The following is a 14,094-nucleotide window of genomic DNA, read 5'->3' on the forward strand; positions in this document are numbered from 1 at the left end:
TCGCCGCAAGGAGCACACCATGACCTCAGCCGACCAGCAGCGCCGGCACCTCGTCGTCATCGGCGGTGGGATGGCCGCTCAACGACTCGTCGAGGCACTCGTGGCCCGCGACAGCGACACTGACGGACGGTGGCAGGTCTCGGTCTTCGCCGAGGAGCCCCTTAAGCCCTACGACCGGGTGGCTCTGACCTCCTACTTCTCCGCGCGTGACGCCGACGAGCTGACCCTCGGTGATCCGGGACTGTGGGACCAGCCGCATGTGCGCCTGTACCGCGACCGCAAGATCGAGAGCATCGACCGCGAGGCCCAGCAGGTCACTGACCGGCTGGGGGAGACGTGGAACTACGACGAGCTGGTGCTGGCCACCGGCTCCAGTGCAGCGATGCCGCCGATCCCTGGCAACGACCTGCCCGGTGTGTTCGTCTACCGCACGATCGACGACGTCGCCGCGCTGCGCGGGTGGGTCGAGGCCAAGCGGGAGGAGGGGAAAGGGGCCCGCTTCGATCGACCGGTGCGGGGCGCCGTCATCGGTGGTGGTCTGCTGGGACTGGAGGCTGCCGGGGCGCTGAAGGCGCTCGATGCCCAGGCCACCGTGATCCAGTTCGGCACCCACCTGATGGACGCTCAGATCGACCTCGGCGGAGGTCAGGCGCTCAAGCGCCTCATCAATGACAAGTTCATCGCCGTCCGCACCGACACCGTGACCCAGGAGATGCGGCCCTCCCGGCGCACCGGCCACGTGGGCCGGCTCGACTTCGGTGATGGCGGCCGCCTGGACGTGGACGTGGTGGTGGTCGCGACCGGTGTGCGTCCCCGGGATGAGCTCGCCCGGGATGCCGGTCTGGCGATCGGGGAGCGCGGCGGTGCGGTGGTCGATCTGAGCTGCCACACCGAGGACCCGCACATCTGGGCCATCGGTGAGGTCGCCTGTATCGAGGGCCGCTGTATCGGGCTGGTCGCTCCCGGCTACGCGATGGCCGAGGTGGTCGCCGATCGGCTCTTGGGCGGCCAGGCCACCTTCCCGGGAGCCGACACTGCGACGAAACTCAAGTTGCAGGGCGTGGACGTCGCGAGTTTCGGTGACGCTTTCGCCCGCACCGAGGACTCGATGGAGATCGTCTACGCCGACCCGGTGGCGGGGATCTACAAGAAACTCGTGATGTCGGACGACGGCAAGACTCTGCTCGGTGGTGTGTTCGTCGGCGACGTGGCTGCCTATGCGAGCTTGCGCCCGCTGCAGGGGTCCGAGCTGCCGGGTGACCCGTCCTCCTACATCACGCCCACAGGCTCCGGTGACGGACTGGCTGGGCTGGAACTGCCCGACGACGCCGGCGTCTGCTCGTGCAACAACGTCTCGGCCGGCACCATCCGGTCGGCGGTGACCGAGCAGGGATGCACCGATCTGGCCGGCGTGAAGGCGTGCACGAGGGCGGGTACCAGCTGTGGGTCGTGCCTGCCGCTGGTCAAGAAGATCACCACCACCGAGCTCGAGAAAGTTGGGGTTGAGGTCTCCAACGCGCTGTGCGAGCACTTCGAGCTCTCCCGCGCCCAGCTCTTCGACGCCGTCCGTGTGGCCGAGGTGCACACGTTCACCGAGATCATCGACCGCTTCGGGTACGTGCCTGAGGGCGCCGCCGATGCCGGACGTGGGTGCGACATCTGCAAGCCGGTCATCGCCTCGATCCTGGCCTCGCTCGGCAACGGGCACATTCTCGACGGTGAGCAGGAGACCCTGCAGGACACCAATGACCATGTGATGGCCAACATGCAGAAGGACGGTACCTACTCGGTGGTGCCGCGGGTCCCGGGCGGGGAGATCACTCCGGACGGGTTGCTGGTGATCGGGCAGGTGGCCAAGGACTTCGGCCTGTACACGAAGATCACCGGCGGGCAGCGCATCGACATGTTCGGAGCACGGATCGAACAGCTCCCGCAGATCTGGCGCCGGCTGGTCGAGCATGGGTTCGAGTCCGGCCATGCCTACGGCAAGTCACTGCGCACGGTGAAGTCGTGCGTCGGGTCCACATGGTGCCGGTATGGCGTGCAGGACTCGGTGGCGATGGCCGTCGAGTTGGAACTGCGCTACCGGGGTCTACGTTCACCGCACAAGCTCAAACTCGGCGTCTCCGGTTGTGCCCGGGAGTGCGCCGAGGCACGCGGTAAGGATGTCGGCGTCATCGCGACCGACAAGGGCTGGAACGTCTACGTCGGGGGCAATGGAGGATTCACGCCGCGCCACGCGAAGCTGCTCGCCGAGGACCTCACCTCGGAGGAGCTACTGCGCACGATCGACCGATTCCTCATGTACTACATCCGCACTGCGGACCGCTTGCAGCGCACCGCCGCCTGGATCGAGGACGTCGAGGGCGGTCTGGAGGGGGTACGTGAGGTGATCATGGACGACAGCCTCGGGATCGCCGCCGACCTCGACGAGGCGATGAGCCGGCACGTGGGTGCCTACCGGGACGAGTGGCGCGCCGTGCTGGAGGACCCGGAGAAGCTGAGCCGGTTCTCCTCATTCGTGAACGCCCCCACGACACCCGACCCCGACCTGGCCTACGCCTCCGAGCGTGGGCAGATCCGGCCGGCCACGCCGCAGGAGCGGGACGCAGACGAGGACCTGATCCGGCCGGTGCTGATCGCCGGGACCACGCTGGAGGTACGCGCATGATGAATGCAGGAGCGACAACGCGGAGCGAGCAGACGTCCGGCCCGGCGCCGTCGACGTGGGTGGCGGTGTGCCAGCGTGCCGAGCTGGGCGTGGAACGCGGGATCGCTGCCCTCGTCGACGGACAGCAGATGGCTCTGTTCCGCCTCCGGGACGATTCGGTGCACGCGGTGCAACAGCGAGATCCCTTCAGTGGGGCGAATGTGATGTCCCGGGGCATCGTGGGCACTCGGCAGGGTGAGCCGACAGTCGCCGGCCCGATGTACAAGCAGGTGTTCTCGTTGCGAACCGGCGCATGCCTGGAGCGGGGGAGCTACGAACCGGTCGACGACAGTGCCGATCTGCGGACCTGGGACGTCCAGGTGCTGGACGGTGTCGTGCACGTCCGTGCACCTCACAACGGTTCGGTGGAGGATGTGAAGTCATGACGAGCTTGTTCGGCCTCGATCTGGCCGACCGCACCGTGCTGATCGCCGGTGGCGGTCCGGTCGCGGCTCGTCGCGCCCAGACGCTCGCGGACGAGGGGGCGTTGCTGCGAGTCGTCGCACCGTACGTGTGCGAGGACTTGTCGGACCTGCTGCGTCTGATGCCCGACCGTGCCGAGTGGCTCGAGCGAGATGTCCAGGCGTCCGACCTGGACGGGGTGTGGCTCGCGCTCGCTGCGACCGATTCGAAGGTCGCCAATGCCGATGTGGCGGCATGGGCCGAGCAGCACCGGGTGTTCTGCGTCAACGCCGGGGCCGCGAACGAGGGCAGCGCCCGGACACCGGCGACGACGCGCTCGGGAGACCTGCTGGTGGGTGTGGTCACCGATGTCTCACGCACCCCGGTGGGCGTCGGCGCGGATCCGCGCCGGGTGGCGTCGGTCCGGGATCAGATCGGGGACCTGCTGCGGGCGGGCGTCGATCAGCGCCGGCAGCGTCCTGCCACGGGGCAGGTGACGCTCGTGGGAGGGGGACCGGGCGCCGTCGACCTGCTGACGATCCGGGGCCGGCAGGCCCTCGCGCAAGCGGACGTGGTGGTCACCGACCGGCTCGGCCCTGTGGACGTGCTCGCCGATCTCGCGCCCGGTGTCGAGGTCATCAACGTCGGAAAGACCCCCGGGCATCACCCGGTGCCACAGCACGAGATCAACACCATCCTGGTGGAGCAAGCCCAGCGCGGGCGGCAGGTGGTCCGGCTCAAGGGCGGAGACCCGTTCGTCTTCGGGCGTGGGGGCGAAGAGGCCATCGCGTGCCGTGAGGCGGGCGTGCCGGTGCACGTGGTGCCGGGGATCAGCAGTGCACTGTCGGTGCCCGCGCTGGCGGGGATCCCGCTGACGCATCGGGGGACATCGGCCTCCTTCCACGTGACGACCGGTCACGTGGGCCTCGACCGCGCTGCGGCAGTCGCTGTCGCCGAGGGGTCGACGCTGGTGGTGCTGATGGGTGTCTCGAAGCTGGCGACGATCGCGGCGCAGGCGGTGGAGGCGGGCGCGCGGGCGGACTGCCCGGTCGCAGTGGTCGAGCGTGGGTCCACGCCGCACGAGCGGATCACTCGTAGCACTCTGGAGCGCGTGGCCGACGAGGCCGGGCGAGTGGGGGTACGGGCGCCGGCGATCATTGTGATCGGGGACGTGGCCGACGAGGACAGGCTCGGGCCTACATGAGCGAGGGTGAGTCCGTCCGCCCCAACCTCCACCAGGTGATGGCCGGGTGTACAGTGCTGCTCACCGCCGACCGGCGCAAAGGCGAGCTGGCGGCGGCCCTGGAACGCCGTGGAGCGAATGTGCGGCACGCGCCGGCGCTGAGCATTACCTCGCATGTCGATGACGAGTTGCTGGTCGCGGACACGCGGCGGTTGATCGATGAACCACCGGATGTGGTGGTGGTGACCACCGGTATCGGCTTTCGCGGGTGGGTGGAGGCGGCGGATGCACATGGCATCGCCGAGCCTTTCCTGGCGGTGCTGGAGAAGTCGCGGATCGTCGCTCGCGGGCCGAAGGCGCGTGGTGCCATTCAGGCGGCGGGACTGACCGCGGACTGGGTGGCCGAGTCGGAGACGTCGGCAGAGATCGCGGATGTGCTGCTGGGGGAGGGCGTCGCCGGTTTACGGGTGGCTGTGCAGCACCACGGTGCCGGTGCCGACGGGCTCGATGTGGTGTTCGCCGAGGCCGGGGCCGAGGTATGCAGCCTGGTCGTCTACCGTTGGGGACCGCCGCCAGACCCGGTCGCCTTGCGGGACTCGGTGCATGCGGCGGCCGACGGCGAGATCGATGCGGTGGTCTTCACCTCGGCTCCCGGGGCGGAGGCGTGGCTGAGCGCTGCCGAGGGCGAGGGGGTGGACGCCGGTGTGCTGGCACGCTTCAAGGACTGGTCGATGCTGCCGGCCGCGGTCGGGCCGGTGACGGCTAAGCCGTTGGAGCACCGCGGTGTCACGCCGCTGCAGCCGGAGCGGGGTCGCCTGGGTGCCCTGGTGCGTGCGTTGGTGGCGCACTACGAGCATGCGGAGACCGTGGCCCTGTGCACCCCCGTCGGCGCGTTGCAGATCCGCTCCCGGGTCGCGGTGCTGGACGGGCAGGTGCTGCCGCTCTCGCCGAGCGGTATTGCGGTGCTGCGGCTTCTCGCCGCGTCCGCGGGCGGAGTGGTCTCCCGTGCGGACGTGCTCGCTGCCCTTCCTGGCGAGTCGACAGATCCGCATGCGGCTGAGGTCGCGATCGCCCGGCTGCGGGAGGCGGCAGGAAAGGAACTCATCAAGACCGTGGTCAAGCGTGGCTACCGGCTGGAGCTGACGTCCGCCTGACCACGTGGCACCACCGTGTGGCCCCGGTGATGGTCGCGTCAGCGCGGCGCTGGGGCTTTCGCGCGCGCCCGTGCTGTGAATGCGGCTGACCCGATGATGGCACCGACTCCGAACACCAGCAGCGCCCCGTTCGCCAGGTCACCCTGCGGGGCGATGTAGGCATCCGTGAGCACCGGCTTACCGTCGACCGACCACGTGCACGTCAGGCGGGTGGGCATCGCTGCGAGGCGGGCATCGGCGAGGGAGAGCGAGGGCTTGCCCTCGATCGCTGCCGGCATGGAGTCGGCACGGTTCGCGCAGATCAGTTCGGGTCCGGTCTTCAGCCCGGACAGGTACGCAAGCGTGCCACCGAGGATTCCCAGGACGATCAGCACGGCACCCACGGTACGAACCAGGCGTGCCACAGGATGCGGCTGCTGGTTGGCGATCAGGTCTCCCATGCTGCCCAGGTTCACACACACGCCAGCGGCCCCGCAGAGCGTGGCTCGGCAGGGTCCGGGGCGGCACAGTCAGAACGGGGGAGGGTCGAGCCACTCGTCGATCGCTGGCCGATCTGCTCTGGGCGCAGGGTCAACCTGCGTGCCATGGACTTGCGTGCCATGGACTTGCGTGCCGTGGACTTGCGTGCCGCCAGGCTGCGTGTTCGCAGCAGGTGCCGAGCGTGCCGGATCCGAGATCGGTCGATCGGGTGGCTCCGACCGGTCCCGGTGGGCGGCGTGCCCGCATGGGGTATCGGGTGCCGCATGGCTCGGGACACGGGTGGGGACCGCGAAGGTTCCGCGCCCGTCCACAAACCACAACTCACCGCCGGGCGAGGTCCACAGGTATGTCCCGGGCGTGACCATCACGTAGGACCACGAGCCATGCGTCTTCGCTCGATGATGGCGACGACATAACGGCGCCAGATTGCACCCGCAGGTAGGCCCACCCTGCTCGAACGGGACGATGTGGTCGAGGTCGCAGGCCCGGGCGCGCCGGGTGCATGAAGGAAAGACACAGTGCGGGTCGCGCGTGGCCACCTGGCGGCGCAGCCGGCCCGGAATCTCGTAGCACTCGGCCGGGTAGTGGCCGGCGAGATCGACCACGGGGCGTACCAGCACCTTCGTCCCGGGTGAGCCGCACCAGGCCCTGATCTGCTCGGCCGAGACCGGCGAGCGCGTGTTCTCGCACCGGCCGACCGCACCTGAGCCGGGACCGGATTCGAGGGCGGGGTCGAGCGCCGGGTTGAGGGCGTCGACGCCCAGATGCAGGACGAGTTCGATCCTGCGCCCTGGGTCGCCCGGGACCGGGGCCCTCACGTCCAGGCTCCCGCCATTCATATCCGGTCGTTGGCCGTCAACGTCGGAGAGTTGCTCAACCACACCCTCGGAGCGGCTGACCGGTGGCGGACCGGCGGATTCCGGATCGCTCTCGGTGCGCTCGGCCGACGGCAGCGGCAGCATCAGATCCCTGCGCGCGATCTCACCCACAGCACGGGCACGGCGGGCGTCGAGGCTCTCAATGGACCCGAGCGCCTGCAGCTGGGCGGCGCTCGCGGCCACCGCGGCATCGAGGTCGAGCGCGTCGGCCAGGTCGATCACGCCCTCGACGGCCGCGGTTCCTGCCGCGCCGACCAGGTCCGGTCCTTCGGGCTCGTCGAGGTGGATGTCGAAGTGCCGATGCTCGTCCGCCTCGCGCCGCCGTGCCTCGGCAGCCTCGGGGTCGAATCGGTCCAGTGCGGCAGCGACCGCGCGCTGCACCTGGGCTCCGGAGCAGGAACCGATGACCGGGGCGAGCTGGGCGTCGACCCAGGCTGCGCCGTCGGGAGGGAGGATCCGCGTACCACGGGCTACTTCCCGCGCCCGCCACAGGCGCACCTGCCCGGACGAGACCCGGTCCCACAGGTGTGGCAACCGGAATGCGAGCTCGGTCACCTCCCCGACGTAGCCGCGTGCCGCATCCGGCGACATGCACAACGTGGCCGCGACCTCGCAGAACTCCAGATCCGGGACCAACGGAGCGCCCGGGCCCGCTAGCTGCATCGGTGCCTCCAGCCCGGCGAGCGCTGGTCGCTCGATCGGCTCGTCCGGCCCGATCACGCGCTCGGTCGACTCCGGACCGGCGTCGGGGATGGCGTGCTCGGCGACCCAGGCCGCCACGAGCCGTGCCGTCTCCACCTCCCACGCCGACGCTGCCGTCCGGGCATGCCGCAACGACGACAGCACGCTCCGCGATGCGTCCACCGCGGGTGCCGAGGGAGATGTCGTCGTCATGGTCTTACTCAACCATCGACCACCGACAATGACCTGTGAGTGAGTCCGTGGGCGGGCCGAACCACTGACACTGGACCGAGGAGGTGCTCGTCCGGCTTCACGAGAGGTACGGCGTTCACCCCGTTCTGGTGACCCACGGTATGTCAGTGCGAGCGGTGTCCCGCTGTGCCGGGAGATCACGATGCCCGAACTGACTCAGCCGGCCGGTTGCGTGACGCGATCACCCAGGCACGGATCCCAGTGGGTGTCCGACTCGCTCGTCGCCGCGATGCGGACACCGTCCCAGAACACCGGCATCTGCATCCGCGCGCCGGCGGCGGTTGCGATGATGAGCACATCTGATTCGTAGTGCTGTCCCTCGCCGTCGATGCCTTCCACCCGGAGGGCGAACCCCCGCGGGCTCGAGCTACTCGCTGGTGCCTCACGCTGGCACACGATCACTGGCGGGCGCTGTGCATCCGGAGGCGAGGCAAGCGGGGCGATCCCGTCCTCCACGTACTGGCGGCACAGGCCTTCACTCGCGGCGATCCCCGCACCGCAGAGACGATCCCAATCCTGTGCAGCGGCTGCCTCATGGGCTGCGAGAAGCAGGGCGCGGGACTCCTCTGCCGTCGGTTGCCGGCCTCGGCTGAAGGTGGTGGTCCCGAGCGCAACGTAGGCAAGCCCGCCCACCAGTCCGAGCAGCACGACGACGGCGACAATCACACTCCGCGGCTGCATCCGCAAGGAACTCCTCGGCACCGGCGCCCCCCATCTCCCGCTTGCCAGGTGACTCTACTCCGAACGCTGGCCATACTCGGGAAGGTGAGGGCCGCCGTCGGGGTTAGATTCGACATACCCCATCGAAAGGACGCACGCGATGCTGCCCCTCACCCTCGGCTACAAGGCCTCCGCCGAACAGTTCGGCCCCCGTCAGCTCGTCGAACTGGGCGTTGCTGCCGAGGCGCATGGCATGGATTCTGTCGCGATCAGTGACCACTTCCAGCCGTGGCGGCACGAGGGAGGCCACGCCCCGTTCTCGCTCGCATGGATGGCGGCAGTCGGGGAGCGCACCGAGCGAATCCGGATCGGCACCTCCGTCATGACGCCCACCTTCCGCTACAACCCCGCCGTACTCGCTCAGGCGTTCGCCACGATGGGCATGCTCTACCCGGGCCGGATCATGCTCGGCGTCGGCTCCGGGGAGGCCCTGAACGAGATCGCCACCGGATTCCAGGGAGCGGGGGAGCAGCAGTGGCCGGAGTTCAAGGAGCGCTTCGCCCGCTTGCGCGAAGCGGTCCGGCTGATGCGGGCGCTCTGGTCGGGGGAGCGGGTGGATTTCGACGGTGAGTACTACTCGACCCACGGCGCCAGCATCTACGACACCCCCGATGGTGGTATCCCGGTCTACATCGCGGCCGGTGGCCCGATGGTCGCCCGCTACGCCGGGCGAGCCGGGGACGGGTTCATCTGCACCTCCGGCAAGGGCATGGACCTCTACACCGAGAAGCTGCTGCCCGCGGTGGCCGAAGGGGCCGCGAAGGCCGAGCGCGACGCCGAGCAGATCGACAGGATGATCGAGATCAAGATCTCCTATGACACCGACCCCGAGCTCGCGCTGGAGAACACCCGATTCTGGTCCCCGCTCTCGCTCACTGCCGAGCAGAAGCACTCCATCAATGACCCGATCGAGATGGAACGTGCCGCCGATGCCCTGCCGATCGAGCAGATCGCGAAGCGGTGGATCGTCGCCTCCGACCCCGACGACGCCGTGGAGCAGGTGCTCGCCTACCGTCGCATCGGGTTCAACCACCTCGTCTTCCACGCCCCGGGCCACGACCAGCGGCGCTTCCTCGAACTGTTCGAGCGCGACCTGGCGCCGCGGTTGCGCGCCGCTGAGTGAGCACGCCGCCACACGGCGAGACGGATGTAACACAGCCGTCACTGCCCCGCCCGGATGTGGAAACCTGAGGGTCCTATCGTCACGATCGTGACGACCACCGATGTGGCTCCACCTGAGGACCCGATGATCACCGACCAGCCGCCAGCGACCCCACCGGTGCTGCTCGCGTGCTCCCACGGGACGTCCTCTCCGGCCGGGCAGCGGGCGATCGAAGCGTTGGTGGAGGTCGTCGCCACCCGTGCGCCGGAGCTTGCCGTCTCCGCTGCATTCGTGGACGTGCAGGACCCTGACGTTCCCTCCACGCTCGACGCGCTCGGCGAGTCTCAGGTGCAGGTGGTGCCGCTGTTGCTCTCGGCCGGCTACCACGTGCACGTCGACCTTGCCGAGGCTGTGGAGGGCCGTGACCACGCTCGCGTCACCGGTGCGCTGGGCCCCGATTCCCGGCTGGTGCGCCTCCTCGCGCGCCGCCTGCACGAGGCGGGGCTGCGCGAGGAGGATGCCGTGGTGCTCGCTGCTGCCGGATCGTCCAACACCAGCGCTGTGGCGGACTGCCGGCATGTGGGGGAGGAACTGGCCGCCACGCTGGGCCGCCGGGTCACCACGGCGTTTCTCTCCGCGGCACAGCCGCGCCTTCCCGACGTCGTAACCCAGGCCCGTAGCCGCCTCACCTCACCCAGTGCCCGGGTGGTGGTGGCCACCTACCTCCTCGCGCCGGGATTCTTCGCCGATCTCGCGGCCGCCTCGGGAGCCGACGTGGTCACCCCGCCGCTGCTCACCGACGACGAACCCCCTGCCGCCGAGCTGGTCGAGATCGTGCTGGACCGGTACCGGGGCCGCTGACTGCCCGGCTCGGACGCTCACTCGATCCGTAGCACGACCTTGCCGGTGGTGGATCCGGACTCGACCGCCTCGTGCGCGGCGGCCGCCTGATTCCATGGCAGCACCCTGTCGATGATCACCTCGAACCGGCCCTCGGTGATCAGCTGCGCGACCTCGCCGAGCGCGTACCAGGCGCGGCCCTCGGATCCGTCGGAGACGATCGCGTCCGTCTCGCCCGAGAAGTCGGCGATGGTCACTACCCGGCGCGCATCGCCGGTCAGTTCAATCAGTTCCCCGGCCGCACCCTTCCCCGCCAGGTCGGCGCCGAGCAGAGCCTCCGCCTCGAGCCCAGCAGACTCGAGCCCAGCCTCGGCCAACACACTCCGCACCCGGCCGGCCAGCCCCGGACCGTAGGTTGTCGGCAGCCCACCCAGGCGACGCACCAGCTCGTGCTTGCTCTCCGAGGCGGTGCCCACCACGTGCAGGCCACGGGCAGCGGCCAGCTGTACCAGCGTCGTCCCGACACCGCCGGAGGCGCCGTCGACCACCAGCACCTGGCCCTCCTGCGCGTCCAGTGCCTGCAGAATGCGCGCCGCTGTCTCGGCCACGGTCACCACAGCGGCCCCCTGCTCACTGGAGACTCCCTCCGGAGTGCGCCAGAACGCCGTCAGGGTAGCGTGTTCGGCCGTGACCGAGGTCCCGGCGCCGAACACGCGCTGGCCGATCTCGTACCCCTGCACGCCCTCACCGATCTCGTCCACCACTCCGGCGGCGTCGAAGCCCGGGATGCGCGGGGCACGCAGCACCCGCCCGGGCTTGGCCATCGCTCCCGAGCGCAGGGTGGCGTCGATCGGGTTCACTGCCGCCGCCTCGACGGCGATACGCACCTCACCGGGGCCGGCGTGCGGCTCCTCCGCCTCACCCAGGGTCAAGACGTCAGGTCCACCGAAAGTGTCGTACTGAAGTGCGCGCACGAGAAGCTCCGATCTCGCTACTTGGGCTGCTTCGGTTCGGGAGGCAGCAGTTCACCGGTCACGCCGATCGCACCGGCGTCAGCGTCGGTCGACGTGGTGACTGTCAACTCTCCGGCCACGCGTCCGGCTGACTTCAGGTCACCGGCCACCGCCGCGACCAGCGCCTGCTGGCCAGAACGAACGGCCAGCTCGGCCGACACGAACGCGGTGCGCTGGGAGACCTTGGCTTCCGACTTCACCTTCCGCATCGCGGCCAGGGCGCCACCGGCGGCGGGCAGCAGCGCCGGATCCCCGTCTGCGGCAGCCAGCCGGAGCGTGTCGGACGTCGGCCAGGCGGCGCGGTGCACCGACCCCTCCCGCCACCAGGACCAGACCTCCTCGGTGGCGAACGGCAGGAACGGGGCGAACAGCCGCAGCAGCGTGTCGAGGGACAACCACAGCGCCGCCCTGGCGCTCGCGATCGCCTCCGGGCTCACCGCAGCGGCCTCACCGCCGTAGGCGCGATCCTTGACCAGCTCCAGGTAGTCGTCGGTGAAGGTCCAGAAGAACGACTCTGACAGCTCCAGCGCCCGCGCGTGATCGAACGCCTCGAATGCTGTGCTCGCCTTGTCCACCACGCCCGCCAACTCGGCCAGCACGGCGCGGTCGATCGGCTCGGTCACCGCCACGGGGTCCAGTGTCACCTGCGAATCACCGGCGAAGGACAGTGCGAACTTGCTGGCGTTCAGCAGCTTGATCGCCAACCGGCGCCCGATCTTCATCTGGCCCTCGTCGAAGGCCGTATCCGCGCCCAGACGGGCCGAGGCCGACCAGTAGCGGACGGCGTCGGAGCCGTGCTGCTCCAGCAGCCCCAGCGGGGTGACCACGTTCCCCTTCGACTTCGACATCTTCTTGCGGTCCGGGTCCAGGATCCAGCCCGAGATGGCGGCCCGGTGCCAGGGCAAGCAGTCGTGCTCGGCATTGGCGCGCACCACGGTGGAGAACAGCCACGTCCGGATGATGTCGTGCCCCTGCGGGCGTACGTCGTAGGGGAAGACAGTCTCGAAGAACTCCGGGTCGCGCTCCCAGCGCCCCGCCAGCTGCGGTGTCAGTGACGAGGTGGCCCAGGTGTCGAGCACGTCCGGATCGCCCGCGAAGCCGCCCGGCTTCCCGCGCTGCTCGGGCGTGTAGCCCTCGGGCACATCGGTGGCCGGGTCGATCGGCAGCTGGTCCTCCGTGGGCACCAGCGGATCGTCATACAGCACCTCGCCCGCATCGTTCAAGCGGTACCAGACCGGGAACGGCACGCCGAAGAACCGCTGCCGGGATAGCAGCCAGTCGCCGGTGAGACCGTCCACCCAGTTCTCATAGCGGGACTCCATGTGCCCCGGATACCAGGTGATCTCCTTGCCGCGCTTGACCAGCGACTCGCGCAGATCGGCATCGCGGCCCCCGTTGCGCACGTACCACTGCCGGGAAGAGACGATCTCCAGCGGCTTGTCGCCCTTCTCGAAGAACTTCACCGGGTGGGAGATCTTGCGCGGCTCGCCGTGCAGATCCCCGGACTCGGTGAGCAGCTCCACCATCGTCTTCTGCGCGGAGAACACCGTCAGCCCCACCAGGCGCTCGTAGGCAGCCAGCCCCTCGGCGGAGGCGATCGCGGCGGGCGGCTCGGCCAGGATCCGGCCGTCGCGGCCGATGATGGTACGCGTGGGCAGGTTCAGCTCCCGCCACCACGTGACGTCGGTCGTGTCACCGAAGGTGCAGATCATCGCGATCCCGGCGCCCTTCTCCGGGTCAGCCAGCTGGTGGGCGAGCACCGGCACCTCCACCCCGAACACCGGGGAGGTGACCGTGGAGCCGAACAATGGCTGGTAGCGCTCGTCGTCGGGGTGGGCCACCAGCGCCACACACGCGGCGAGGAGCTCCGGACGGGTGGTCTCGATGAACACGGGACCGTCAGCGCTGTGGAAGGAGATCCGGTGGTACGCGCCCTCGCGCTCTCGGTCCTCCAGCTCGGCCTGCGCCACCGCCGTCTGGAAGGTGACATCCCACAGGGTCGGCGCCTCGATCTGGTACGCCTCACCCCGCGCGAGCTGACGCAGGAAGGCGCGCTGCGACGTCTGCTGCGCCACGGGTGAGATGGTCTGGTACGTCTGCGCCCAGTCCACGCTCAGCCCCAGGTAGCGGAAGACCCGCTCGAAGCTCTTCTCGTCCTCGGCCGCCAGCGTCAGGCACAGCTCGACGAAGTTCTGCCGCGAGATGGGGGTGGGACGGTGCTTCTTCGGCACATCGCCCGCGTACGGCGGGGTGAAGTCCGGGTCGTAGGGCAGGGAGGTGTCCACCTGCACCCCGTAGTAGTTCTGCACCCGCCGCTCGGTGGGCAGGCCGTTGTCGTCCCAGCCCATCGGGTAGAACACCTCGCGGCCGCGCATCCGCTGGTAGCGGGCCATGCAGTCGGTGTGGGTGTAGGAGAACACGTGCCCGATGTGCAGCGAGCCGGACGCCGTCGGGGGCGGGGTGTCGATCGAGAAGACCTGCTCGCGCGGGCGCGTGCGGTCGAAGGCGTAGGTACCGTTCTCGCCCCACGCCTGCGACCAGCGGTCCTCAAGGCCGTCGAGCGAAGGCTTCTCCGGTACCTGCGCGACCGGGCGGAGTGGCTCGGTCACGGCGGTGGCAGGGTTCGGGATGTTCTCGCTCATGGTGCCTGATCATCCCAGATCCTCCCGGCGCCGTGGT

At 69.5% G+C, this 14,094-nt stretch carries 11 protein-coding genes; 6 read left to right on the top strand and 5 right to left on the bottom strand.

Annotation, left to right across the window (positions count from 1 at the left end; all coding sequences use genetic code 11):
- Positions 1 to 19: 19 nt before the first annotated feature.
- The 4 genes from nirB to FV560_RS14355 are packed head-to-tail and all read left to right on the top strand — an operon-like array spanning position 20 to position 5,449.
- Entirely contained in the window at positions 20 to 2,671 is a 2,652-nt protein-coding gene (nirB, locus tag FV560_RS14340) for a nitrite reductase large subunit NirB (protein ID WP_159622232.1), read from the top strand.
- Positions 2,668 to 3,096: a nitrite reductase small subunit NirD gene (gene nirD, locus FV560_RS14345; RefSeq protein WP_235020139.1), complete on the top strand. Its 429-nt coding sequence runs from the start codon at positions 2,668 to 2,670 to the stop codon at positions 3,094 to 3,096. The genes nirB and nirD overlap by 4 nt, the downstream gene beginning before the upstream one ends.
- Positions 3,093 to 4,316, top strand: coding sequence for a uroporphyrinogen-III C-methyltransferase (gene cobA, locus FV560_RS14350; protein WP_159622233.1), 1,224 nt, complete (start codon positions 3,093 to 3,095; stop codon positions 4,314 to 4,316). Before nirD ends, cobA begins: the two co-directional genes overlap by 4 nt.
- On the top strand, positions 4,313 to 5,449 hold the full coding sequence (locus FV560_RS14355) for a uroporphyrinogen-III synthase (protein WP_235020140.1): 1,137 nt from the start codon (positions 4,313 to 4,315) through the stop codon (positions 5,447 to 5,449). Before cobA ends, FV560_RS14355 begins: the two co-directional genes overlap by 4 nt.
- 38 nt (positions 5,450 to 5,487) lie before the next feature.
- On the opposite strand, the gene FV560_RS14360 is transcribed toward FV560_RS14355, so the two are convergent.
- The 3 genes from FV560_RS14360 to FV560_RS14370 form a co-directional block, all read right to left on the bottom strand.
- Positions 5,488 to 5,889 carry a hypothetical protein gene (locus FV560_RS14360; RefSeq protein ID WP_159622234.1) on the bottom strand — a complete coding sequence of 134 codons (402 nt, stop codon included), beginning with the start codon at positions 5,887 to 5,889 and terminating at the stop codon, positions 5,488 to 5,490.
- A gap of 69 nt (positions 5,890 to 5,958) precedes the next feature.
- Positions 5,959 to 7,701: an HNH endonuclease signature motif containing protein gene (locus tag FV560_RS14365; RefSeq protein WP_159622235.1), complete on the bottom strand. Its 1,743-nt coding sequence runs from the start codon at positions 7,699 to 7,701 to the stop codon at positions 5,959 to 5,961.
- Positions 7,702 to 7,896: 195 nt separating this feature from the next.
- The gene (locus FV560_RS14370; protein WP_159622236.1) at positions 7,897 to 8,421 is read right to left on the bottom strand and encodes a hypothetical protein; all 525 of its coding nucleotides are present in this window, start codon (positions 8,419 to 8,421) and stop codon (positions 7,897 to 7,899) included.
- A 139-nt stretch (positions 8,422 to 8,560) separates the two neighbouring features.
- On the opposite strand from FV560_RS14370, the gene fgd reads away from it, so the two are divergent.
- A complete protein-coding gene (fgd, locus tag FV560_RS14375) occupies positions 8,561 to 9,583 on the top strand; it encodes a glucose-6-phosphate dehydrogenase (coenzyme-F420) (RefSeq protein WP_159622237.1) in 1,023 nt (340 codons plus the stop codon).
- Between the two features lie 87 nt (positions 9,584 to 9,670).
- Positions 9,671 to 10,423 (top strand): sirohydrochlorin chelatase, encoded by a 753-nt coding sequence (locus FV560_RS14380; protein ID WP_338049710.1) that lies wholly within the window; start codon positions 9,671 to 9,673, stop codon positions 10,421 to 10,423.
- Between the two features lie 17 nt (positions 10,424 to 10,440).
- Here the strand turns inward: FV560_RS14380 and FV560_RS14385 are convergent, their stop codons facing one another.
- Both FV560_RS14385 and valS read right to left on the bottom strand, forming a co-directional pair.
- Positions 10,441 to 11,376: an NADP-dependent oxidoreductase gene (locus tag FV560_RS14385; protein ID WP_159622238.1), complete on the bottom strand. Its 936-nt coding sequence runs from the start codon at positions 11,374 to 11,376 to the stop codon at positions 10,441 to 10,443.
- 17 nt (positions 11,377 to 11,393) lie between these two features.
- Positions 11,394 to 14,057: a valine--tRNA ligase gene (gene valS, locus FV560_RS14390; protein ID WP_159622239.1), complete on the bottom strand. Its 2,664-nt coding sequence runs from the start codon at positions 14,055 to 14,057 to the stop codon at positions 11,394 to 11,396.
- Positions 14,058 to 14,094: the final 37 nt, after the last annotated feature.

The sequence above is a fragment of the Ruania rhizosphaerae genome (genome assembly GCF_009805705.1).
Classification (GTDB): Bacteria; Actinomycetota; Actinomycetes; order Actinomycetales; family Beutenbergiaceae; genus Ruania; species Ruania rhizosphaerae.

Bases quoted from the DNA above. Each gene is read 5' to 3' on its own strand.
- nirB (WP_159622232.1), top strand. From the start codon at position 20: ATGACCTCAGCCGACCAGCAGCGCCGGCACCTCGTCGTCATCGGCGGT.
- valS (WP_159622239.1), bottom strand. From the start codon at position 14,057: ATGAGCGAGAACATCCCGAACCCTGCCACCGCCGTGACCGAGCCACTC.
- FV560_RS14355 (WP_235020140.1), top strand. From the start codon at position 4,313: ATGAGCGAGGGTGAGTCCGTCCGCCCCAACCTCCACCAGGTGATGGCC.
- fgd (WP_159622237.1), top strand. From the start codon at position 8,561: ATGCTGCCCCTCACCCTCGGCTACAAGGCCTCCGCCGAACAGTTCGGC.
- FV560_RS14365 (WP_159622235.1), bottom strand. From the start codon at position 7,701: ATGACGACGACATCTCCCTCGGCACCCGCGGTGGACGCATCGCGGAGC.
- FV560_RS14360 (WP_159622234.1), bottom strand. From the start codon at position 5,889: ATGGGAGACCTGATCGCCAACCAGCAGCCGCATCCTGTGGCACGCCTG.
- cobA (WP_159622233.1), top strand. From the start codon at position 3,093: ATGACGAGCTTGTTCGGCCTCGATCTGGCCGACCGCACCGTGCTGATC.
- FV560_RS14370 (WP_159622236.1), bottom strand. From the start codon at position 8,421: ATGCAGCCGCGGAGTGTGATTGTCGCCGTCGTCGTGCTGCTCGGACTG.
- nirD (WP_235020139.1), top strand. From the start codon at position 2,668: ATGATGAATGCAGGAGCGACAACGCGGAGCGAGCAGACGTCCGGCCCG.